This window comes from Sphingobacterium sp. SYP-B4668 (genome assembly GCF_027627455.1).
Lineage (GTDB): Bacteria > Bacteroidota > Bacteroidia > Sphingobacteriales > Sphingobacteriaceae > Sphingobacterium.
Window position 1 is genome coordinate 3,993,661 of sequence record NZ_CP115483.1, and the last position, 23,987, is coordinate 4,017,647.

General features: G+C 41.1%; 15 protein-coding genes. 5 read left to right on the forward strand and 10 right to left on the reverse strand.

Annotated elements, in window-relative coordinates; all coding sequences use genetic code 11:
• From OQ289_RS16345 to OQ289_RS16360, 4 genes are all read right to left on the reverse strand, one after another.
• On the reverse strand, positions 1-3,042 hold the full coding sequence (locus OQ289_RS16345; protein WP_270087918.1) for a SusC/RagA family TonB-linked outer membrane protein: 3,042 nt from the start codon (positions 3,040-3,042) through the stop codon (positions 1-3).
• Between the two features lie 55 nt (positions 3,043-3,097).
• Complete coding sequence (locus tag OQ289_RS16350) at positions 3,098-4,189, reverse strand: FecR family protein (RefSeq protein WP_270087919.1); 1,092 nt, start codon at positions 4,187-4,189, stop codon at positions 3,098-3,100.
• A gap of 90 nt (positions 4,190-4,279) precedes the next feature.
• On the reverse strand, positions 4,280-4,873 hold the full coding sequence (locus OQ289_RS16355) for an RNA polymerase sigma factor (RefSeq protein ID WP_052144192.1): 594 nt from the start codon (positions 4,871-4,873) through the stop codon (positions 4,280-4,282).
• Positions 4,874-5,073: 200 nt separating this feature from the next.
• Complete coding sequence (locus OQ289_RS16360) at positions 5,074-5,673, reverse strand: Crp/Fnr family transcriptional regulator (protein WP_270087920.1); 600 nt, start codon at positions 5,671-5,673, stop codon at positions 5,074-5,076.
• A gap of 177 nt (positions 5,674-5,850) precedes the next feature.
• Here OQ289_RS16360 and OQ289_RS16365 point away from each other — a divergent pair, with 177 nt between their 5' ends.
• Positions 5,851-6,453 carry an HD domain-containing protein gene (locus OQ289_RS16365; protein ID WP_270087921.1) on the forward strand — a complete coding sequence of 201 codons (603 nt, stop codon included), beginning with the start codon at positions 5,851-5,853 and terminating at the stop codon, positions 6,451-6,453.
• Between the two features lie 141 nt (positions 6,454-6,594).
• On the opposite strand, the gene OQ289_RS16370 is transcribed toward OQ289_RS16365, so the two are convergent.
• Positions 6,595-7,035, reverse strand: a complete 441-nt coding sequence (locus OQ289_RS16370; protein ID WP_033565311.1) for a carboxymuconolactone decarboxylase family protein — start codon at positions 7,033-7,035, stop codon at positions 6,595-6,597.
• An 864-nt stretch (positions 7,036-7,899) separates the two neighbouring features.
• On the opposite strand from OQ289_RS16370, the gene OQ289_RS16375 reads away from it, so the two are divergent.
• From OQ289_RS16375 to OQ289_RS16390, 4 genes are read left to right on the forward strand one after another with little or no spacing between them, the layout of a single operon-like run.
• Positions 7,900-11,010, forward strand: coding sequence for a SusC/RagA family TonB-linked outer membrane protein (locus OQ289_RS16375; protein WP_270087922.1), 3,111 nt, complete (start codon positions 7,900-7,902; stop codon positions 11,008-11,010).
• 15 nt (positions 11,011-11,025) lie between these two features.
• Positions 11,026-12,978, forward strand: coding sequence for a RagB/SusD family nutrient uptake outer membrane protein (locus OQ289_RS16380; protein WP_270087923.1), 1,953 nt, complete (start codon positions 11,026-11,028; stop codon positions 12,976-12,978).
• A gap of 21 nt (positions 12,979-12,999) precedes the next feature.
• Entirely contained in the window at positions 13,000-14,229 is a 1,230-nt protein-coding gene (locus OQ289_RS16385; RefSeq protein ID WP_270087924.1) for a DUF4959 domain-containing protein, read from the forward strand.
• Between the two features lie 34 nt (positions 14,230-14,263).
• On the forward strand, positions 14,264-15,388 hold the full coding sequence (locus OQ289_RS16390) for a DUF4998 domain-containing protein (protein ID WP_270087925.1): 1,125 nt from the start codon (positions 14,264-14,266) through the stop codon (positions 15,386-15,388).
• A 146-nt stretch (positions 15,389-15,534) separates the two neighbouring features.
• Here the strand turns inward: OQ289_RS16390 and OQ289_RS16395 are convergent, their stop codons facing one another.
• The 5 genes from OQ289_RS16395 to OQ289_RS16415 all read right to left on the reverse strand — a co-directional run bounded on the left by OQ289_RS16395 (position 15,535) and on the right by OQ289_RS16415 (position 23,916).
• On the reverse strand, positions 15,535-16,791 hold the full coding sequence (locus OQ289_RS16395; protein WP_270087926.1) for a DUF3748 domain-containing protein: 1,257 nt from the start codon (positions 16,789-16,791) through the stop codon (positions 15,535-15,537).
• A 99-nt stretch (positions 16,792-16,890) separates the two neighbouring features.
• Positions 16,891-17,760 carry a glycerophosphodiester phosphodiesterase family protein gene (locus OQ289_RS16400; RefSeq protein WP_270087927.1) on the reverse strand — a complete coding sequence of 290 codons (870 nt, stop codon included), beginning with the start codon at positions 17,758-17,760 and terminating at the stop codon, positions 16,891-16,893.
• A 5-nt stretch (positions 17,761-17,765) separates the two neighbouring features.
• On the reverse strand, positions 17,766-19,451 hold the full coding sequence (locus OQ289_RS16405) for a SusD/RagB family nutrient-binding outer membrane lipoprotein (protein WP_270087928.1): 1,686 nt from the start codon (positions 19,449-19,451) through the stop codon (positions 17,766-17,768).
• Positions 19,452-19,463: 12 nt separating this feature from the next.
• Entirely contained in the window at positions 19,464-22,805 is a 3,342-nt protein-coding gene (locus OQ289_RS16410; protein ID WP_270087929.1) for a SusC/RagA family TonB-linked outer membrane protein, read from the reverse strand.
• A 46-nt stretch (positions 22,806-22,851) separates the two neighbouring features.
• Positions 22,852-23,916 carry a sialidase family protein gene (locus OQ289_RS16415; protein WP_270087930.1) on the reverse strand — a complete coding sequence of 355 codons (1,065 nt, stop codon included), beginning with the start codon at positions 23,914-23,916 and terminating at the stop codon, positions 22,852-22,854.
• Between the last annotated feature and the right edge of the window lie 71 nt (positions 23,917-23,987).

Genomic DNA, 23,987 nt, shown 5'->3' on the forward strand with positions numbered 1-23,987 from the left:
TTATAAAGTAACATCTAAACCAAAGGAATACACCTTGACCTGCGGATAAAAATTGCCATAGCCAATTGGCGCTTCTACATCGTACCCCTCCCAAAATTTGTCAATACTGAACAAGTTGGATCCGTTGACAAATACACGAAGCCTGCTGACACCTATTGTCTTCAAACTTTCTGCATTGAAGGTATAACCAAGCTGCAAATTTTTCAAACGCAGGTAAGATGCATCCTTCATCCAAAATTGAGAGGCCTGCTGATTATTATTCTGTCCGAAAGCCAAACGTGGGTATGTAGCATTGGTATTCTCTGGTGTCCACCGATCCTTGTTGTCCTCTCGTATAGTACCTCCGATAGCACCAGTAGTAGTAAACGGCTGTATACCGGCGCCATACAAATACCCATCGGCCTTTCCGACTCCTTGCAACAAGAAGCTAAGGTCAATTCCTTTTAAACTCAAATTGGAGTTGAGCGAATAGGTATACCTCGGAATAGTACTACCAATGATAATTTTATCAGATTCGTTAACAACGTTATCGCCATTTTGATCTTTGTATTTCAGATCCCCTGGAGCTAATGTGCCAAACTGAGTAGCATGGGCCTTGACTTCATCTGCACTTTGGAAATAGCCTTCTGAGACATAGCCAAAGATAGAATTGATAGGATACCCTTCCCGATTAACAGTAAGGCCTGTTTGATTGACACCGCGCATGTTCAACACCTTGTTCCTGACATCGGAAAGATTGAAGGTAAAATTATATCGAAAAGCTTCTCCAGGATTATTCTTATAGCCTAAGGACATTTCCCAACCTTTATTTTCAACGACACCAGCATTCTGATAAGGTTTATTTAACCCGATGATCAATGGAATATCGAGCAAAAGGAGGATATCACTTGTTTTTCGGTTGTATAGATCGGCAGTAAAAGTCCACCGTTTGAATAGTGTGAGATCGATACCGAGATTCTTTTCTTCCGTAGACTCCCATGTAATATCGGGATTCGACATATCGTTGAGTGCGGCAGTGTTGACAATACCATTACCCAATGTATAGGAGCCCAAATCTAGAGAGGCAACGGAGGGATAGGTTCCAATATTTTGATTACCTAATCTGCCCCATGAGGCCCGAATCTTACCTTCACTCAACCACCCTTTGGCTGGTTCTAGAAATTCTTCTTCAGAGAATCGCCATCCTGCAGATGCTGAAGGGAAGAAACCATAGCGATTACCTTTTGCAAAGCGAGAAGAGCCGTCGTATCGAGCGTTAAGTTCTAAGAGGTACCGATCCTTGACCACATAATTGATTCGGGAGAATAAGGACTGTAGGGCCCAATCGGAAGCACTTCCTGTGGCTGTTTGGTTCAATGCGGAACCAACATCGAGCACATCATATTCAGGGAGCACATAGGTATCTCGAAAACCCTGCATGTATTCGTTCTTATAATCTTCACGAGAACCACCTATCAACCAACTAAGCTGATGTGGACCAAAATCTTTATTGAAAGTCAATGTGGCGCGCATATTATTATAAAAATCTTGACCATTATACTGCGTCAAGGCCGCCCTTTCCGGGACGGAGAAACTGGTAGTGCCATCTGGGTGATAAGATTGAACAGCTTTGCGAAAGTTCTTATTCACCTGGGTAGCATATTTGGGGGCATAGTTCACCTCTGCCGTGAGCCATTCTTTTGGCTTATATATCAATGAAGCATTAATGCTTCCAAATGGACTTTTATTGGTTGCAACTCCCCCATCTGCCGCCGCGGATACAGGATTATTGCCATTCCAACCAAGTCCCCAAGTACCGTTTGAGTTTCTAAAAGTTTGATTGGCAGGGATGCTGCTCATCCATTGGAATAGCTCTTCAATACTTGCTGCCGGTGATGTAACAATTGGATTGACGTATTGAAAATCAAATTTCAGGGCAAGTTTCTCAGAAAACTTGACATCGACATTGTTTCGAATGGTATACCGTTTAAATGAACTGTTCAAAGTCAATCCTTGTTGATCGAAATAGCCTATGGAAGTTAACATTTTGACTTTATTGGTACCTGCATTGACTGTTAGAAAATGACTGTGCTGGAATCCATTGCCCTGCAAAGATTCCTTCTGCCAATCCGTATTGGGGTATTCGTCAGAACTGCCATTTCCTTGTGCTTGATAGGCTTTAATGATATTCTCTGGGTACAAAGGGCTCGCTCCTACATTGGTATATGCTTCGTTGGTAAGTAACATATGGTCCAGTGCATTGACAATCTGAGGCATATTCGTGGCGGATTGCCAACCGAAATAATTATTGTAGGATATGGCTACCTTATCGGAGTTTCCTCTTTTAGTCGTCACCAATATGACCCCGTTAGCTGCCCTTGAACCGTATATGGATGATGATGCTGCATCTTTGAGAATTGAAATATTTTCGATGACATTCGGATCTATATTGTTCATAGATCCCTCAATACCGTCAATCAATACCAAGGGATTGGAATTCCCAAGTGTACCGATACCTCGAATACGAATGTCCCCTCCATCAGCACCTGGTTTACCCGAACGCTGAGTGACGGTCACACCAGATGCCATACCCTGAAGCGCAGCTGACGTTTGCCCCGTAGGTCTATTGTTCAAATCATCTCCCGAGACCGCAGACACAGCTCCCGTTAGATTGACTTTTTTCTGTACACCATAGCCCACCACGACTACTTCATCAATGACCCCCGAATTCGGTTTTAGTCGGATGAGAACAGTATTTTTGCTAGTTGAGGTGGCCACAAAATTTTTGACGGAATCTGCAGAATAGCCTAAGTAGTGTGCGAAGATGGAATAATTTTCATCAGCGATCAGCGGACTAAGAATAAACAAGCCGTCGTTATCAGCAATGAAACTCAGTTTTTTATTCGTCTTTTCGTGGATGAGATCGATAGTAGCACCCGGCAGTGCATTACCTTCTGTGTCTACCACTTTTCCGTTGACTTTTAGGTTGGATTGGGCAAATCCGGTCGAAAAATATAGGAACAGTTGTCCCATTAGCATTAATTTGATTAGAATATGCTTCATAATTATATATGTTGGTTATTAAGGGGTTAAAAGTTGATTTAGTTTGATCGGTGTCCTATTGCGGTTCCTCCTTTCTTGTTACATTCTTTACATGAACGATACCATTATCAAGATTAAATGAACATCCATTTAATTGACAGAAATTAGTAAAGAAAGTTTCCAAAGGCTCCTTACGATTGATGCTTCCTGTAAATGAGCTATTTAACAGTTCGGGGTTTTCGCAAAAAACGGATACGTCGTAAAGACGTTCGATTACTTGTAAAAGTTCTATATTCTTAGTTTGGTTAAAACTGACGGTCTGATTGGTCCACTCCACATTGGCCAATAAATCAGGGATGAGCTCCACAATCTTCTTATCTGCTCGCGCAAATCGATTCTTCATCAACTCATGCGCCGAAGATTTAACCATTTGATGCAAGCGTAAATCAATCAGGACCTCTTCATTCGGATTCAAATACAGTAAGTTTTCTTTCGAAGCCTGATATGGACCTACAGAAATTTTACCTTCCAATAATTTGATAAGGACATTTTCATTGGCTTGGGGATTTACACTAAAAATGGTACCCAATGCTGTAGTGGTATACCCCTTATAATGAACCTGGAATGGTGATTTCGGATTTTTATACACTTGATAAATGACTTTGCCCGAAACATGTTGTACATCCCTACTTCCCTTCTTACTGCTTTCAAAACCAATCTTGGCATTAGGATAGAGAATAGCGGTAGAGCTATCAGGAAGCAAAGTACTGACCGCATAGGAATGACAATTTTCATACCACGATAATGTAGACGGATTGGTTTCGTACCTCGAACCATGCAAGACATATAGCCATGAAAGTATACAGAGCACCACCGCTGCACAAGAAGCCCAGGTCCAATACGCAATTTTGCGGATTCGATTGGTTTGAGGTGGATCAAGAGCATAGATATTTTTGAGCACCTTCTTGTGTATATCGGCTAAATTGGGTAGCGACATTTGATCAGCGACCGTCTCGTTCTCCTGATCTTCGAATTGCTCTGTTATCCATTGCTCCAATTGGACAGGGTCCACCTTGACCATATGTTCAAAAAAAGCTTCGAAGTGCTGTAAATCGAGCCTATTGTGGATATACTCTACCAATTGGTATTTAAAGAATTGTTCCTCCAAAACTGTTTATAATTAGTTCAATACATTGCTGTATTTTCCTATCTATACGCTCGTCGACAAGAATCACACTATTGTTATTTTACTTTTTTTTCAAAGTTTGAATAAAAACGCTGCTAAGAAGCTAATAATGTAGTCATTGCGATAGTTTTTATGAATATATTCCTTGATATCCTTTAGGGCACTAACCAATTGATTGCTTACAGTTGACACAGAAATGCCGAGTTCGTCAGCTATTTCTTTATAACTTTTTTCTTGAAATTTGCTGAGCAGCAGGATCTGCTTTCTTTTAGGACTCAAGGAATCGATTGCTTTGGACAATATATCTCGTGTATCCTTTAAAAAGACAGCCTCTTCGGTGTGATAATATAACTCTATAGCTGATGCCCATATTTCCAATTGTAGGGCTTTATCTCGCTGTACCTTGCGGAAAAAGTCCATGGCTAAATTGTCCGAAATATGATTGAGGAAGGACACAAAGCCACTGGTAGGTTCTATTTTCTCTCTATTGAGCCATATTTTGGTGAAGACATCTTGAAGAATCTCTTCAGCGATAGTAGGATCTTTCACAAGCTTAATCAACCGAATATAGATTTTGGGAGAGTATTGAAAATAAATCTCATTAAAGGAATCAAGGTCTCCATTTTTCAGTTTTTCGAGTGTGGCGGTTTCTATAGGAGACATCATCTTTTGTAATTCATGTAATTGGCGAGTGCAATCGATTTTAGGTAAAGATAAATAATTCAAAACAAGACAACTAAATTAATTCGTCAAAGCAATCAGAAAGTTGATCCCTGCTGGTGCGACTTTGTAAAGGTATCAGCAAATGGGATACTCATATGTTATCAGCTCAAATAATAGATTGCAGCAAATACCTGGACCCAAAATCAAGAATTTCTTTTTCGCAACTCGCTCACGTACTCCGGAGTTAATCCCAAATAAGAAGCCAGCATATACTGGGGGACACGTCGTACAAACTCGGGAAACAAACTGACAAACTGACGATAGTTATCTTCTTTAGACGCAGCATGGAAATATTTCACGCGCATCTGTGCTGCCGCATATGCACGTTGCATCATTAACCTAAAATAGCGTTCGAGCTGCGGCAATTGCTCCATTAAATAGTCTTGCTTATGGTATTCTATTGCAATGACTGTAGAAGCTTCTACCGCTTGAATATTGAAATGAGACCCATTTTGCATGGTGAAGCTCATATAATCCGCAATCCACCAGTTTTCGAGGGCAAATTGGGTAATTTGCTCGTTCCCTTTGTGATTGACAAAAAACATTCGGAGTAAGCCCTGCTCAACAAAATAATTAGCTCTACATATTTGACCTTCTTTCACTAAAAAGTCCTTTTTATCGATGATTAACGGCTTCACACTCGACAGAAGCAATGCTACTTCATCATTGTTCAGCGAAATGTATTTTTTAAGATGAGTGACAAAATTTGGATACATGACATTACTATGGAACAATACAAACATACAAGAGTTATTGGCATATGTGAAAAATTATCTACATTTTCCTTTCCCAAAGAGTATGCAATAACGGCCTGCCATAGACAGAACACAAGCCTAACGTGTAAATAAACACTGATACTGCATTTATCTAAATATCTTTTATTTAAGCTAGCTTTGTCATACAAATTTAGCTTATTAAAAATGCTTCTGGAAAATCTGCTCAAACAAATTGATTTCATAAAAGAAATAGACAAAGTCAAGTATATACAAAGGAAAACCAAATTATTCAATAGCGACAGACATGAAAACGATGCTGAGCATAGTTGGCACTTGGCTGTTATGACGATTGTCTTAGCTGAACATGCCAATGAACCAATTGATATTCTAAAAGTATTGAAAATGGTACTCATTCATGATATCGTCGAGATTGATGCCGGCGACACTTTTATATACGATACACAGAAAAATCACGACAACACCAACGAGGAAAGGTTAGCTGCGCATCGGATCTTTGGATTATTGCCCGAGAGTCAATCAGCAGATTTAATCGAAGTCTGGGAAGAGTTTGAGGCCGGATTGACCCCAGAAGCCAAATTTGCAAAAGCAATGGATCGCTTAGAGCCCCTATTACAGAATACATCAAATGAGGGTGGCACTTGGAATGAATACGATATCAGATACAATAAAGTATTCGAAAAGAAAAAGGTCATTGGCGAAGGCTCTAAGACAATTTGGGAATTTGCAAAAAGGCTAATCAACGAAAGTATTGAAAATGGAATTTTAAAAAAGGACACCCCAAAGTGACACCTCAACATCAGCCATAGCTTAAAACAAAAAAGTCAACGCCATTAAGAGCCTGTTTAAAATTCATCTAATAATTTTTCAAAAGAATAAACAGGCTCTAAAAATCCGAAACAAAAACTTTTAATGTTGCCCTGACGGTACTTAAGCCGGTTGTACGAGTGTAGCTATACACATTCTATTCCATCCGTTGATAGTGATGATTGCGACCATAATCTGTGCCAGCAGATTATCATCGAAAAATGATTTGGCATTTTGATACGTTGCTGCCGAAACACCTCCGTTCGCAATTAAAGTCATTTCTTCCGTTAAAGCCAAGACAGCTCTTTCTTCTGCCGTATATAATCCTTCCACTTCTTTCCAAGCATTCAAAAGGTAGATGCGCTTTTCTGTCTCTCCTTGTTTTCGAGCATCTACCGTGTGCATATTGATACAAAATGCACAACCGTTGATCTGGGAAGCTCTAATCTTAATCAATTCTTTCAATGTCTTATTAATTGTCGTCGTAGCAAGATAATTTTCTAATCCAATTAATGCGCGATAAGCCGCAGGTTCAAGTTCTGCTATGTTTATTCTCTTTTCCATTTGTTTGATTTTTAATGATAGCCAAAGGTAAATCAAAATCCCATCCATAAACTTAAACTGGTTTAAGAAATGAAATCACTTTGATAAGAAACCCTTCATATCCGGCTCGCATCTTATTGGCCCCTGACTGCCAAATCTCTATATATAATCAAAAAGGGGATGGACAATCTATAGAGATTTTCTGAAATCGAGGAGCAGCAGATACGAATAAGACATAAACGTCCTTCAAAAAAATAGGCTACGATGCCCATTCCTAGAACAGCCCCTGCACAAACAGGAAAGCTCACGGAATAAAAAAAATAACGCTCGACTCACCAACACTCGCTGTTATTATATTAGAAAAAGGCCAGAGCACGACAAGTCAATTACCCCCCTTTCCAAACGCTGGAATATATCCTCCACACTTCAACGTGGTTCATTAAACAGCCAACCCCTTTCACAGAGTTCTATCCGACAAAAGATACAGGATAGTACAGGATGCAAATTAATACTTTTAAAAATAACTTTACAAAACGTTGAAATTCAACTCACATAATATCCAATAAATAAATACTTAAATTAAATTTGTTTTTGATATAGTACAATCAAAAATAACAACAACATCTAACTATAATAACAATATAAAAATAATTACCAACTAATAGAGCAAAGCCCCTCATAACCTTTAAGCTGTATAACCATTAATGATTAGTTGGAGTTGCCAATTTTTAACAGGAAATATACCTAAAACGTTTTAATTAGTTTATTTAATAGAAACAGCAAATTAAAACAAGTGCACTACTTTGGAATAAAGGTTGAGCCACCTTATTTTTCTGTTAGGAAATAATAGATGAGAATCACTATTTAATAACAAAATACTAAATTATGGTAAAAGTAAAGTTTCATTTATTGAAATTTTCTTTCTCTATTTGCTTTTTCTATTTCCTTAACATTGCTACATATGCGCAAAACCTAAGGATTACCGGAAATATCAAAGAGGGAGAAGAGAATTTAACAGGCGTCTCTGTGCAAGTTAAAGGAATACCGGGACAGGGAACACAAACAGATCAAAAAGGCAATTTCATCGTAGAATTGCCCAAACTTCCAAGCACGTTAGTATTCAGTATGGTCGGCTATCTTACACAAGAGGTGATAGTAGAAAACGAACGTGCACTCAATATCCAAATGTCCGTCGATCCAAGCACGCTTGAAGAGGTTGTCGTGGTAGGCTTTGGTACCCAGAAGAAAACCGAAGTCGTTGGCTCGGTGACTTCCGTAAGACCCAAAGATCTTAAAATACCTTCCAGTAACCTTACAGCTGCGTTTGCCGGAAATGTAGCCGGTATGATTGCCTATCAACGTAGCGGCGAACCTGGGGCAGACAATGCCGATTTCTTTGTCCGGGGGATTACCACTTTTGGAGCGAATACGCGGCCGCTTATCTTAATTGATAATATCGAACTCACTACCACCGACCTTGCAAGATTACAACCCGACGATATCGAGAGTTTCTCGATTATGAAAGATGCGACGGCGACCGCTCTGTATGGGGCAAGAGGTGCCAATGGGGTCATCTTGGTAACCACTAAACGAGGAGTGGAAGGACCCGCCAAAATTTCTTTTCGGACAGAAATGTCTATGAACCGCCCCACACAAGATATAGCATTGGCAGACCCTATTACCTATATGAAACTACATAACGAATCTGTCCTGACACGTAATCCGCTGGGAGAATTACCGTATAGCCAAGATAAAATCGAAAACACCCTCAAACCAGGTTCTAGCCCATATATATACCCTGCGAATGATTGGCACGGTATGTTGTTCAAGGATTACGCAACCTCTCAAAGGGGAAACTTGAGTGTGACAGGTGGGGGTAAAGTAGCACGATACTTCGTATCAACCGCCTTTACCAACGATAATGGTGTGCTGAAAGTAGATAAACGTAATAGTTTCAACAATAATATTGATTTCAAGAACTATACGCTTCGCGCCAATGTCGACATCAACATTACGCAAAAAACACAGTTGGCAGTTCGGTTGTCCGGAAATTTTGATGATTACAATGGCCCCAATATATCTGGAGAGGACATGTACAATTATGTCATGCATTCTAACCCCGTGATGTTTCCAGCATATTATCCAAAAGATGAAGATTTCAGTTATGTGAAGCACATTATGTTCGGAAACTATCAAGGCAATTACCGTAATCCTTACGCCGAAATGGTTCGCGGATATAGCGACAGGACCCGCTCTCAAATGTTAGCAAGCGTTGAATTGAACCAAGATCTGAATTTCATTACCCCTGGATTGAAATTCATGACCATGCTGAATTTATCTCGATTATCAGAGTACTATGTCAACAGATCATACAACCCGTATTGGTATCAATTGCGAGGCAACTATGACAGCTTCACAGGTGAGTATCATTTAGAGCGATTCAATGAAAATGGAACTGAATATCTCGATTATCGGGAAGGGCCAAAAACCGTTGAAGCTACTACCTATTCCGAATCTAGGCTCAATTACAACAATACTTTCGGGAAGCACGGCGTGAGTGGGTTATTAGTATTTACCACTCGCCAATGGATAGCGGCCAATCAAGGTAGCTTGCAATTGTCCTTACCTTCACGTAACGTCGGCTTTGCCGGAAGATCCACCTACAACTATGACAACAAGTATTTCTTTGAGTTCAATTTTGGATATAATGGTTCCGAGCGTTTTGCAAACAATCATCGTTGGGGCTTCTTTCCCTCGGCCGGTTTAGCATGGGTGATATCTAATGAAAATTTCTTCGAAAAATATAGACCAACTATCCACAACTTAAAACTTCGCTACACCTATGGATTAGTCGGGAATGATCAAATCGGTGATCGCTATGATCGCTTTTTCTATCTCTCTCAAGTCAATATGAACGATGTGGCTAGAGGTTCCTTTTTTGGAGAGAACTTAGATAAAGGTGCTGCGGGGATTCGAATCAATCGGTACGCAAACGAAGCTATTACTTGGGAAAACTCAACTAAGCAGAACTTTGCCATAGAACTAGGATTGTTCAATAAAGCAAATATTATCGCAGAATACTTTACCGAGCACCGTCGTAATATTCTCATGACCAGAGCCGCTATCCCTTCCACCATGGGTCTACAAGCAGCGATCAGAGCTAATATTGGCGAGGCAACAGCACATGGTATGGATATACAATCTGATTTTACCCATTCTTGGAATGAGCATTTTTGGACTTCCGCAAGAGCCAATTTCACTTACTCAACCAGTAAATTTAAAGTATATGAGGAGCCCGACTATAAAGAAGCATACCGTTCACGAGTAGGCTACTCGCTAAGTCAGACTTGGGGATTCATCGCTGAACGACTATTTATGGATGATGCAGAAGCCAATAACGCTCCAACCCAAACATTTGGAGGATTGTATGGTGGAGGAGATATCAAATACCTTGATGTTAATCAGGATGGACAGATAACCGCAGCTGATATGGTTCCTATTGGGAATCCCACTTCCCCAGAAATCATTTATGGATTTGGTCTATCTGTCGGATACAAAGGATTTGATGCCTCCGCATTTTTCCAAGGGTTGTCAAATGAATCTTTTTGGATAAATCCAGTCGAAACATCCCCTTTCCAAGATCAAACACAATTGTTAAAAGCTTATGCAGATTCGCATTGGTCCGAGGATAACCAAGACATGTACGCACTATGGCCTCGCTTGAGCAGTACTTTGGTCAACAACAATATACAAACTAGCACCTGGTTTATGCGGGATGGTACATTTTTACGGCTAAAACAAGCTGAAGTCGGATATTCACTCCCCGGAAAATGGAAGGAACGAATTCATCTGAATAACTTTCGAATCTACCTAAGCGGCACCAATTTACTCAACTTCAGTAAGTTTAAACTTTGGGATGTGGAGATGGGAGGTAATGGCTTAGGATATCCGTTACAACGTGTCTTCAATGTGGGGATTAATATGTCCTTTAACTAACTAACAATCCGTATTATGAAAACAATTATTAAAAATATAAAGCTGAGAATCTTCGCTTTAATAACATTGACGTCATTTTCGGTATCCTGCAACAACTATTTGGACATCGTGCCAGATGACGGTCTAGCGACCTTAGAAAGTGCTTTCACGCTGCGTTCAACAGCGATACGATACCTATACACATGTTATGGATTTATGACATCAGAGGGTAATCTCGATGGTGATAATGGATATATGTCCGGTGACGAACTTTGGTCAGTGATAGACCGTAGAGAGAGCGGAGCCATATGGGGTGGAACGATGTTCAATATGGCCAGAGGATTCCAAACTGCTTCAGGTCCATATGGCAATGATTGGTCTGGCATATATGAAGGAATTCGTGCCTGCAACGTCATGTTGGAAAACATCCACAAGGTACCCGATCTCCCCGAATGGGAGAGACTACAATGGATTGCGGAAACAAAATTTTTAAAAGCATATTATCACTTTCATTTAATGAAAAAATGGGGGCCAATCCCTTTGGTTAAAGAGAATCTATCCATCAATGCGAGTGTGGAAGAGGTCCGTGTATATCGAGACCCAATGGACGAGTGCTTTGATTATGTTATTGAGCTACTAAATGAAGCCATTCCAGACCTCCCCAGCAAAGTACAAAGTCGTGATGAATTAGGTAGAATTACTAGACCCATCGCTGCATCCATGAAAGCGAAAATCATGGTATACGCAGCAAGTCCGCTATTTAACAATAATCAGGACCAAGCCAACTTAATGGATAAAAATGGGAGAAAGCTGTTCAAGACCGATAAAACGCCTGAGCAAGTCAAGAAAAGATGGGATGATGCTGTAGTCGCCTGCAAGGAAGCTATTGCAATATGTAAGGAGGCTAGCCATGGATTATTCACTCATCAAGGAAGGGTTAGAGTCAACGATACAATACAATTGCAACTGGATATCCGTAATGCGATTACCGAAAAATGGAATACAGAAATTATCTGGGCTAACGCGCACACTTCTTTAGGTGCAAATCGCAACCTACAATTAGCCTCTGCTCCAAATCTACAATGGGAACAGTATCCCGACATGCCTTCTCTATACAATCATATCCAACCGCCACTAAAGATTGTCGATCAATTCTACACAAATCATGGTATCCCTATGGAGAATGATTTAGAATGGTTGAACAAGAATCCCCTAAGTCTTCGCACAGGAGGGGTCCAAGATCGTTGGTACATCCGACAAGGGTATGTAACAGCTGAAATGAATTACAACCGTGAGCCACGATTTTATGCTTGGCTGGGTTTTGATGGCGGGCAATGGTACGGACAGAAGCCTGAGGTCAATGATCCAATAGCAGGTGACATGTTTTGGATAGCCTGCCGAGCGGGCGGGAATCAGCAGAAGAAAGGACATGATTGGGGTCCAGTATCCGGATACTACTTAAAGAAAGTCGTTCACTATCAAAACCGGCAATCATCCGCCACTGGTTACGATGCGATTACCTACCCTTGGCCCATGTTGCGCCTTGCTGACTTATATTTATTGTGCGCTGAGGCTATTAACGAATCCGAAGGTCCGAACGGCGTCAACAGCAGCTATCTATTTGAATACTTAGATGCCGTCCGAGAAAGAGCAGGTCTACCCGGTGTGAAAGAAGCGTGGGACAAATATTCCAACAGCCCCAATAGATACGGTACCCAACAGAATCTTCGTGAAATTATCCACAGAGAAAGATTGATCGAGCTTTCTTTTGAAAGCAATCGTTTCTGGGATATCAGAAGATGGAAAAAAGCAGCAGTGGAATATGAAAAGGGCATGTATGGATTCAAGGTCACGGCGGGTAAACCAGAAGAATACTATCAGAAAATACTGATGACCAACCAAAAATTTTCGATAAAAGATTACTTCTGGCCAATCCAGATTTCCTTGATCGAACAAAATCCAAATTTAGTACAAAATACAGGATGGTAAATCATTTGAATAATAAACATTATGAAAAGATTAATCTATAGTTTCGTGATATTATTTGCATTCAATGGATGTAAAGAAGAGGGCCGAATTGATTTTATTGATGACCAAGCATCAGCCCCGACTCCGGTAGAGATTAAAAACGTAAAAAATATCTCTGGAGGAGCAATCATAACCTACGACATACCGAGTGACCATAATCTCCTCGGCGTAAAGGCTGTATATGTTAGAAATGGTAAGACAGTGGAAACCAAAGGCTCCCTATATGTCGATACGTTAATAGTAGAAGGTTTTGGAAATACGAACGAGCAAGAAATCGAATTGTTCAGCATCGGCCGAAACGAAAAACTTTCGTCTCCTGTTTCCGTAAAAATAAGCCCCTTGGCCCCACCGGTACAACTGGTCAAATTTGATTTGGAAGCTGGATTTGGAGGTGTAGTGGTAGGTCTTGATGAGAATAAGACGAATGCCGATTTATCCATAGTACTATTAGCAGATACCATGGGCAATGGTAAGTACGTCGACATGCAGACCTTCCACACCAAATCCGGGAAAATAAAGTTTTCACGGCGAGGATTGAAGATACAGCCTTCCAAATTTGGTCTTTATTTGAGGGACCGTTGGAACAATGTTTCCGACACCATCTATCGAGAATTAACTCCAATCGAAGAAGTCAAAATACCAAGTGATCTCTTTCGAAACGCAGCCTTACCTACTGATTATTTCCTCACCGCAGAAGGTAATACAGGCTATCGCCTAGAACAATTGTGGCTTGGAGCAGATGCTTCTGACAATGCATTTTATGCTAGCTCTCACAGTGCACCCATGCCACAGTGGTTTACCATTGACTTAGGTAGAAGAGTCTCCATCAGTCGAATACAAAAATGGCCTCGACCTGAATATGAATTGTATTCCAGTACAGCCCCTAGGACCTTCGAAGTCTGGGGTAGTGAGGCGCCCAATCCAAATGGCAGCTTTGACGATAGTTGGTTTTTGATTGGTGAGTTTGAACAATTCAAACCCTCGGGTTATGGAGAAGGAAGAGAAGTAGGTCCTGTTACAGATGAAGACAAGGATTATTGGTACAATAGAACAGAATTTGATGTCATACCTACCGCAAAAGCCCCAGACCCATATAGACCCGTAACGCATCTTAGGATCAGAGTGACATCTACTTTTCAGACCTACGGCACCGAAACAAATAGGAGCCAAATTATTATAGCACAATTGGCATTCTGGGGTCAGTTAAAATAATCAAATTGTGCGTACAACTATAAAAGACAAGAACATGAATAGGTATATTTTATACATACTTTCGACCATACTTGCCCTTTCTGCTTGCAAGCAGATGGACAGTGAATACAAGGACTTTATTGTCCCAAATGGCCATATCTACCTCCAAAAAGCCGATTCTTTAAAAGCATACCCAGGCTACTACAAACTACGACTAAAGTGGATGAAACCAAAATCTCCAACGGTAAAATATGCGATGGTTTACTGGAACAACAACACAGACTCACTCAAGGTAGAATGGGGCGCAAATGACGATACCCTAGTCGTGAATTTATTAGAATTGAATGAAACGACCTATACCTTTTACATTAAAAATTTTGACGATCAAGGCAACGTATCTCTACCTTCAGAAATCACCGGCACACCTTATGGAACCAATTACTTAATCGGTGCAACGGACCGAATCTACATTAGCGCGCTTAGAAATACAGAAGGAGTAGGGACAATCAATTGGGGTGCAAAAACTTCGGATTTAGTGTATACTGAGGTGCGATACACATCCATGGATGGTACGAAGAAAATAGTCCGCACAAACGTTGATCAAGATATTACAAAATGTCCTGACGTCAAGCCTGGAGAATTATTCGAATATCGATCATTCTTTTCACCTAGAAACGGTATTGACCCCATTCCCCGAGAATGGCAGACATCAGAAAAGCCATTTTTATACAAATACCCTAGAACCGACTGGACCATACAAGCCAGAAACGGTCATCATGCTTGGGGTGATGGCGGTGGTGGGCAGCCAGCGTTGCTATTAGATGGAAACATGTCGACGGGTTGGCATTCTACGGCTGCAGGAGCCCCGTTACCGCAAGTAGTCGTCGCCGATATGAAAGAGTCTTTAACAATGGATAATATCATTATTTACCCACCTTCACAGGTCAACTGGAGGTATATGAACAAAGTTAACATATACATATCCGATAACCCATTAGCGGCAGAAGAACCTTCGCCTAGCTGGGGAAGCCCTGTAGCATCAGCAACCTATACAGGTGGCGATAGCTTCAAAATAACGTTTGATTCTCCAAAAAAAGGACGCTATATGGCCATTGTATTTCTAGACTCAAAAACAAATACCTACATCTCCTTCATGGAACTTGAAGCATACGGATATTAAACGTACTATCTGGTTGGTTAATAGGCGAATAGTTGGCACAGGTCCTGTCGTAAAAAACAGGACCTTTTTTTATCCCCCGATTTATTCTCAAAAAAAATCCTCGCTCTCTATTTCTAGAAAGTGAGGTCTTCTATGAGAACAAATAATTACAAGGCAATTATCCTAATCTGTATGTTTTTATTATCTCCTATACCCTCATACTGATTAAAAGCTATCTTATCATCCTGCCGAGAAAACACTGGCGCACCTACAATTCTGTCGTCATCAAGCCCATAAGTCGTCAGCTGTGAAACCACTTTGCTTGCGATATCAAAGAGGTATACATTGTTATTCGCTACAAAAGTCACCTTATCCCCTTTATGACTGATATTAATAGGAGATGCTATCGAGAACTCGAAGTTTGACAAATAAGTAAGTGTCCCGTCTTTTACAGCACACTGTACGAGCTGATTGTTATTGTCTTTATCTTTTGCAAGCGCATAGATATATCGACCATCTTCACTGCTACGCAGCCAATGTCGAAGATTGGACAATCCTTTTACTGAAAATGTCAGCCGTCGCTGTTCGATACCCTTTGGTACCTGTGGACGTTTTCCTTTTTCTCCTACCGCGTACTTATCACCCTCTATCAGTTGAGGGTCTATATCAACCAAAAATATTTCTGTCACAGATTCCCCCTTCTCATTTTTGATATTTCCTTGGAAAGCAATTGTACGTCGCCCCGCTTTGGTATCCAAGTTCGGATTAAGCCAACATTCATCATATGCCTTATCGATTTCATCTGAGCCTGGTCTAGGATGTGTCACGACCTCTGATACTATTGCCGAATAATAATGTCCCAAAACATTTCCCGGAGTCGGATCGATCTCGATTTGTTCCTTTCTCTTAAACATCACCCCTACCATCCGCAACCCTGGCTCCACCAATTCGTCATTATAAGTAAAGCTCAACATAGCTCCATCCGGGCTCCAACAATGAGAGTGCGTGCCTCCACGGAGGCTACCCGGCGCATAAGGAGCGGTCATGTCTCTTGCATCCGCTGGTACAGCGTGTCCAGGTCTATTAATATCCACAGACATGCCCGTACGGCGAGACATATCATATGGATGCTCTTCGTTGGCATTCGATAGCCCATGGATGAAAATCACACAATCATCCACCGGACTAAAAGAAGCTGCTCCCACGCCTGGACCGTGTACAGAAGGATCTGTAGTACGATAAATGATATGCTCTTCCCCAGTTTCGGTATTCACGACCCCTATTATAGAAGTTTCGCCGATTTTCGTATCGTCATTACGACCGTCAAACACCACCCATAGACCATCTTCCGAAAAAACGCCATGATGATGCAACATGTGGCCTATACCTGTTTGCGTCAAACGATCAACAACTATTTTTCCCATATCATTTTTATCTTGCACTCCATTCATACAAATCAATATTCCTAAAAAGCCCAGCGTACGCATATGATTTTGTGTATTTCCTCCTTACAGGTTATACTATCAATTTCGCAAACCTTTACCTTTCAAATAAGTAATAAGTTGCAAAGATAAGTCCGTTTGCACAACATTGACATTCGGCATCCTCGAAAAGAACTGGTCAAATCCATTCTTATTGCTCCTTTCAGCTTGATCATAGTCACCAAGAGTATTTATCCAAACACGCATACCACTATCCAAGAGTCCCTGCATTAACTTATTCTCGTAGTAGCTATCGTCGATATGGATAATCTTAATAAAATCATATTGTTTCAAAAAATCCAGCTCTTCCACCGATCGCGCGCGGGGCATTATTTGAATTCCCTTAGCCAATGCGTGAATTGGCACCACTTCTTCTTTATCATATAGAAAAATAAGCAATTGTTCCTGGACATTATACTGCTCTGCCAAATCTACTATCTTTGCGTAAGATGCCTGATTTTCAAATTTAATATCCAAATCAACCAAGATTTTACCCTTTATGAGCTTAAATACTTCTTCTAGTGTGGGTACTTGATAAGTGGTGGTATCGCCTTCATGTACAAGTCGGAGCCCACGTACGCCTTCCAGTGTTAGATCTGCCACATTTCCAGTCCCGTTCGTGGTCCGGTTTACACTGCTATCATGCAGCACCACCAAGTGTCCATCTACGGTCTCTCTTACATCGATTTCAATGATATCAACTCCATGCTTTATACAGGATTCTATCGTCGCAATCGAATTCTCTGGATATGTATTCTCCCCAGTATTTGCCCTATGGGCCACAACCCATACTTTACCCTGTTGTGCCTTGTTCAATTCCGTAAAGCTGTGCTGTTTCGATTCCGAGCAAGCACCAAACGTCAGCAATACACTGCACAACCAATACACGTTATTCGATATTATTTCTTTCATTTTTCTTACCATGGTTTACTCGTTCCTTGCAATAACCACATCTTAGACCACTGGCTATTCTTACCGCGGATGTTAGAATATGGTGTTTCTTCAATTTTTTCAATAGCCGCATTGGCGTTCTTTTCATTGGCAGACAACTCATTGTTCCCGTAGATGAATCGCAATGGAAGCACAGGCTCTGCAGATGCCGGCCCTGCCACTAACTGGGGTAGTCCTGTACGTCTAAAATCCATCCATGCCTCTACCGAGCAATTCCAACTTGCTATCCATTTCTGTTCGATAATTCGTTCCAAGGTGCCGTTATATTTCACATTGGTCTGGCTGATGAATGCGCCGTAACCGTCAGCAGCTCCCCAAGTGGCCAATGATTGGCGTACCGCCTCATTGTAAAAAGTCTCCGCGTTGCCAGATATCCATCCACGTTGCCCAGCTTCAGCCAAAATAAACAGCGTTTCGGATGCAGATGCTATACGACGTCTCAAAAAATCGCCTGTGGTAGCTCGGTACTTAGGTGCCAGCTGCGATACATGCTGATTTTCTACCGATTGGCCGGGAGTAGGATTGTTGTTATAACCATCAGGCACCATTGAGCCCACTGGAATTCCGACGTATAACCGAGTGTCCAGATGACTGCCTAACAAATTAGGATTATAACGACGGGTAAACTTATGTCCTTTTGCAATCTCAGCGACGTATTGCGCATCGGTTAACGAAACATAAGCTTGTTGCATCCCATCTTTCCGTACAAATGACTCGGTAGCAACCGTTAACGATAGGTCTTCAACCCACTGACAATGTACAGGTGCTACCCATACTTTCAAACGGGGATCATCGTTGGCAAGGAGATTATCTAACAAAGTCTTTGCAAGCTTACGTCTACGAAAACCACTTCCACCTTCAGAGTCGAATTGCTGTGCCAAGTACCATGAATCAGCACTCGTATTACCTAGAAAACGTACCCCTGCGTCGTTGCTGCTGTTATCTATGTATACACCTCCATCATATACTTTTTTGATATATTCAGAGGCTACATTGGGTAATTTCGCAGATAGTCGCATGGCATATCGCAACATGAGAGTATTGGCCAGTCGATGCCATTTGTCAATGTTACCTTGATAAACCAAATCATGGTTAGCAATGATACCAGTATTGGTATTATTCTTAAACAATGCTACTGCTTTATCAAGATCTGCTAATATCCCTCGATAGATTGTTTCCTGATTATCGAAAGTAGGTTGAATGATATCTTCACCCGCTTTGAGTGCTTCTGTGTAGGGAGCGTCGCCCCAAAGATCCGTTATATTGCCAAAGGCAAATGCCCGAATCACATAACCTATCCCTTCATGCATCGGAAACTTTCCTGCTATAGCACTATTGATCATCAATTCATTATCACGGAGCACATTATACCAGTTTCCCCAATCTCGATTGGACCACACGTAGTGGTTGTAGCCGGTAAACCAGCCGTCTTCCTGCATATGCTGTACCACGCCACTACTCACACTATTATCCAATTCTGCGTAAGCGCCTGAGACTTTTGATAAGATACCCGGAAGCAAAAGATTCACATTTGCTTTATCGGGATCTACACCATTTGGATTTTGGTTCAGCTCCGTTAATTTATCATTACATCCTATCAATGTCAGGATGGCCATGGCCGTTACAAGGTATTTATAGAAAATATTTTTCATCACGAATAAAGATTATAATGTCAAATCCAATTTAAACCCAAATGGTACCGTCCAAGGACTTAGATTTAGGGTTTCGATACCCTGTCTAAAACCTCCAGCATCTGCTTGGAATGCGCGCTCTGGATCTATACCTATTTTAGCTTTCGTCCAAAGCATGATATTCCGAGTAAAGACCGATACACGTAGATTTTGAATATGTTTAATTCCTTTGATATCATAGCCTAAAGCCAGTTCTCTTAATTTCAAGTAGTCTGCATCAAAGGTGACCTGCTGATTGTAATTCCAAGAGTATTGATCAGATGCACGATACAACATTGTTCCATCACCACCCAGATGTTCTTTGTAGCCGGTCAATTTACCCTCCGAATCATATTGTGCTATGACCCCTGGAATGAAAACACCATCATAACCTGCAACACCTCCTTGATTTAAATAATAACCACCAGTCTCCTCAGTCAACCCGCCTACCCTTGGAAAATTGCCGTTATGAGGAATGATATACTTTTCTGGATTTGATTTCAAAAACGCAGCCATTTCCTCAGCACTCATCTTTCCCCCTGGTATCATCAGATCCAACTGGTGTTGTGATTTCCAATCCGAGCCCCCGTATCGATATGTCTGCGATTGGAACTGCCCGCCGTAGCGCCAATCCAAGCTAAAACTTAAATGTATGTTTTTGTAACTAAATGAATTTTGCATCCCCGCCAAAAATTTTGGATTGAAATTTCCGACTTTGATTCTGTTTTCAACAGCATTGTCCTGTATCCATTTCCCATCATTCCCTAATACCGGCCACATATAATATTGGGAAGTAGGGTCTGTAACACGTGCATATCCCCTACTATACAAGTTACCGACCTCTTCGCCTACCCAGGTCATGGCTCCCGAGCTATTTTCGCTCCAATATTCATAGTAGTCTATTCCCGGAGCCAATTCCAATATCTTTGTACGATTTTGAGAAAAATTAACATTTACATCCCAAGTGAAACTATTGTCTCTTTTTATCGGCGTACCGCCTAAACCAAACTCCCATCCCTTGCTTTGTAGCTTTCCAGCATTAATCAGCTTTTTTGCATAACCCGAAGATTGTGCAGTGTTTACGGGAAGAATTTGGTTTTTATTTTCCACCTGATAATAGGTTGCTTCAAATCGCAACCTATTACCATACATATTCAAATCAACCCCTGCCTCATAGGACGTCGCGATTTCAGGTTTCAAATTAGGAGATAGCAATGTCTCGGGCATCTCCATATAGATTAAATCCCCCCATCGTCCTGTCGATAATACAGGGTTAAGTTGATACGGATTGGTGTCATTACCCACCTGTGCTATCCCCCCCCTCAGCTTTAACAATGAGATTTGAGCTGGTAGAGAAAAAGTTTCATTCGCAATCCAACTCAATGACGCAGAAGGATAGAAATATGATCTATTCTCAGCTGGCAATGTACTAGACCAATCATTGCGGGCGGTAAGATCCAAGTATAATTGACTCTTATAGCTCAAATTTGCCATAGCGTATAAGCTATAGATGGATTTTTTATATTCCCCATTTCTGATATCCAAACCCGCTGCTGGGATATTGGACAAGCGATACAGTCCTGGAATAGTCAAACCTGCATTACGTTTGGATCCGGCATACACATCGGTATTATATTGGTTCATATAATTTCCTCCAGCAGATATCGAATAGTTAAAATCAGGTAACTGGGACCCACTATTGTAGGTAAATAAGAAATCGATGTTGTTTTCTCTATTTTTTATATCCTGTAGGTGATATCCCCCTTTCATGTCGCGGCTATAGCTCCACGGTATCTTCGTCTCTCGAGTTTCTACAGAACGTGTCTCAGCGGCTCTAAAAAAAGCAGAAATACGATCACTTATATCCCAATCCAATTTGACATTACCGTAGACTCTATCCCTAACAAAGGCATTAGTAAGTGCATATGCTAAAAAATAAGGATTGTCTTTTCCAGCAACAACTTGACGCTGCTGTATACCTTCCTGTCCGTCCATCCAATAATCCTTTAAATCCAAGACATTGACATGAGGAAAGTTATATACAGCTTGTAACGGATTTGATCCTCTATTACCAGTTGCAGGCATGTCATTGGATTTAGAGCGCACAAGATTAATATTGCTAGATAGCTTTAAGTTATTGGCAATTGCATACGTCACGTTGGAGCTTATACCGTTTCTATACAGGTTACTATTGGGAATCAAACCCTTATGATTCATATTATTGACTGAAAAGCGGTATTGAAGCTTTTCCCCTGCCCCTGCAATGGATAGATTGTTGGAAGACGTAATTGCTGTATTCAGAAAATTCTTCATGTTATCGGAATATGATTTCAATTCCGTAGGGATTTTATTCCCATCCGCCCCTATCGGACTATTCCATTGTATTGCAAGATTACCTTTATCCAATTCTGGTCCAGCCCAATAAGCCGAGTTTTCTGCCAAGGGTCCTGCTGGCCTCGTACCCGAAGCATATTTATAGTGAAAATCCAAGAATCTCACAGGTTTCTCAAACACATTATTTGTTGAAAAATTAATAGAAGTCTTTTGTCCCTTTTTACCTGATTTGGTAGTAATCAATACCACTCCGTTCCCAGCTCTCGACCCATAAAGTGCCGCAGCGCTCGGCCCCTTCAATACCGAAATACTTTCTACATCATCTGGATTGATGTCCGAAATAGGATTTCCGTAGTCTACCTGGTTGCGGTCGTTTCCAAAACTACTGACATTGTTCATACCACTTACCAAGGGTACACCGTCTATCACGTAAAGAGGTTGATTGTCTGAGCTTAAGGATGTCGCTCCTCGAATCACCATACTAATAGAAGAACCTACTCCCCCAGTTTGATTAAGCGTGACACCAGGAACTTTACCCGCGATACCACCTAACAAATTCTCTTGCACGACAGTGTTCAAACTCTCGCCATCTATTTTGCCCACTGAATATCCCAAAGAACGCTCAGAACGCTTGATGCCCAATGCCGTCACCACAACCGTTTCGATTTCTCTATTAGAAGGTTCTAATTTAATTTGAAATGATCGCTTCCCTTCAAGATTGACTTTTTGCCCTTGATACCCTACATGAGAGAGCGTAATAGAAAGATCATTTGGGGTCAGTTCGATTGAAAATTTCCCGTCTTCATTGGTGCTCGTTGTCCTTGAGGAGCTACTGGTCTTCACACTGACTCCGGCCAATGGGCTACCATCAATTGATGACGTCACTACGCCACTGATAGAGGTATTGCTTTGTTGAGCCGTGACTGGGTGAATGATCACGATTGCGAGCAATAAAGCCCAAAAGCAACACCAGCCTTTAAATGAAATGATGTTTGTTTTCATAAATATTTCTTTAATTGATTCTATAGGTGAAATAACTGCTTACATGTTAATCCAACTTCACTTTATCATTAATCTTTATTTTTTTAAATGCGATGTTAGATCGGTTCCAGGTGTAAGTAAGCGCTACCCCTTCTTCACTGGACACAATTGCGGGATAAGAATACTCGTCTCCTTCCTTACCCTCTTCAAGTTTGACAACATCTATCCATTTCTCCCCATTATCCGTAGATATTGCTAGATTTAGCGCTGCTCGCGACCCCCAATTTTTATCATCTGGATTGTATAATAATGCCAATGTGCCGTCTTCCAATTTGACTAAGTCAATTCCACTGTTGGGGTTAGGCAGATTAGTCGCATAGGGCTTATTCCATGTCGCCCCGTAGTCATCCGAATCACTTCTATAAATAGACCCACCACTGGTCCGTAGAAGCATATGTACCTTCCCCTTCTCTGACTCCCATAATGTAGGTTGTATCATTCCCTCTCCTCCCAAGCTATCCACATCGAATGGTAAAAAATCGGTCTTCTCCCAAGTCTTACCCTCATCCTTGCTAATATCCACAAAGGCCCGCCATACCCCGGATTCATCCGAAGCTCCAGCAACCCAGTAACCATTAGACAGTACAATAGGCTTATTTCGCACAGGACCACGTCCGCCACGATCTCCAGCAACAAGCTCCAAAGGTGCTGACCACGATTCACCATTGTCAGTGGACTTAATATACCACGTTTCCCAACTAGCAATTTCTGACCCCACCTTAAAGAATAGAATAATCTCCCCATTGTCCCTGCGAAACAATACAGGATTCCAATGTGGCACTTCTCTGATTTTGGCGACTTCCTTTGGAAAAGACCAAGAATCGCCATCGCCTTTCGTTAACCATATGCCCACGTCATTGTGCTTTTCTTTAGTTCCGCCAAACCAAGCGACTAAAAATTCATCATTGCCCAACGACACCAATGTCGACGCATGGGCCTGTTCAAAAGGTCTATTATCTGGTAATACGAAAGAAGCCTTTTCAATACTCGTGTGATTTACTTCCTCATGTTGACATGAAGAAAAAACAGTAAGCAAAAAGACAATTGCAGGAAATAAAAATACTCTCATCATAATTATCATGTGTTAGTGGATACCTCAAAATTAGGTCAAGACCTTGATCAATCTTTCTAATAAATTATCAT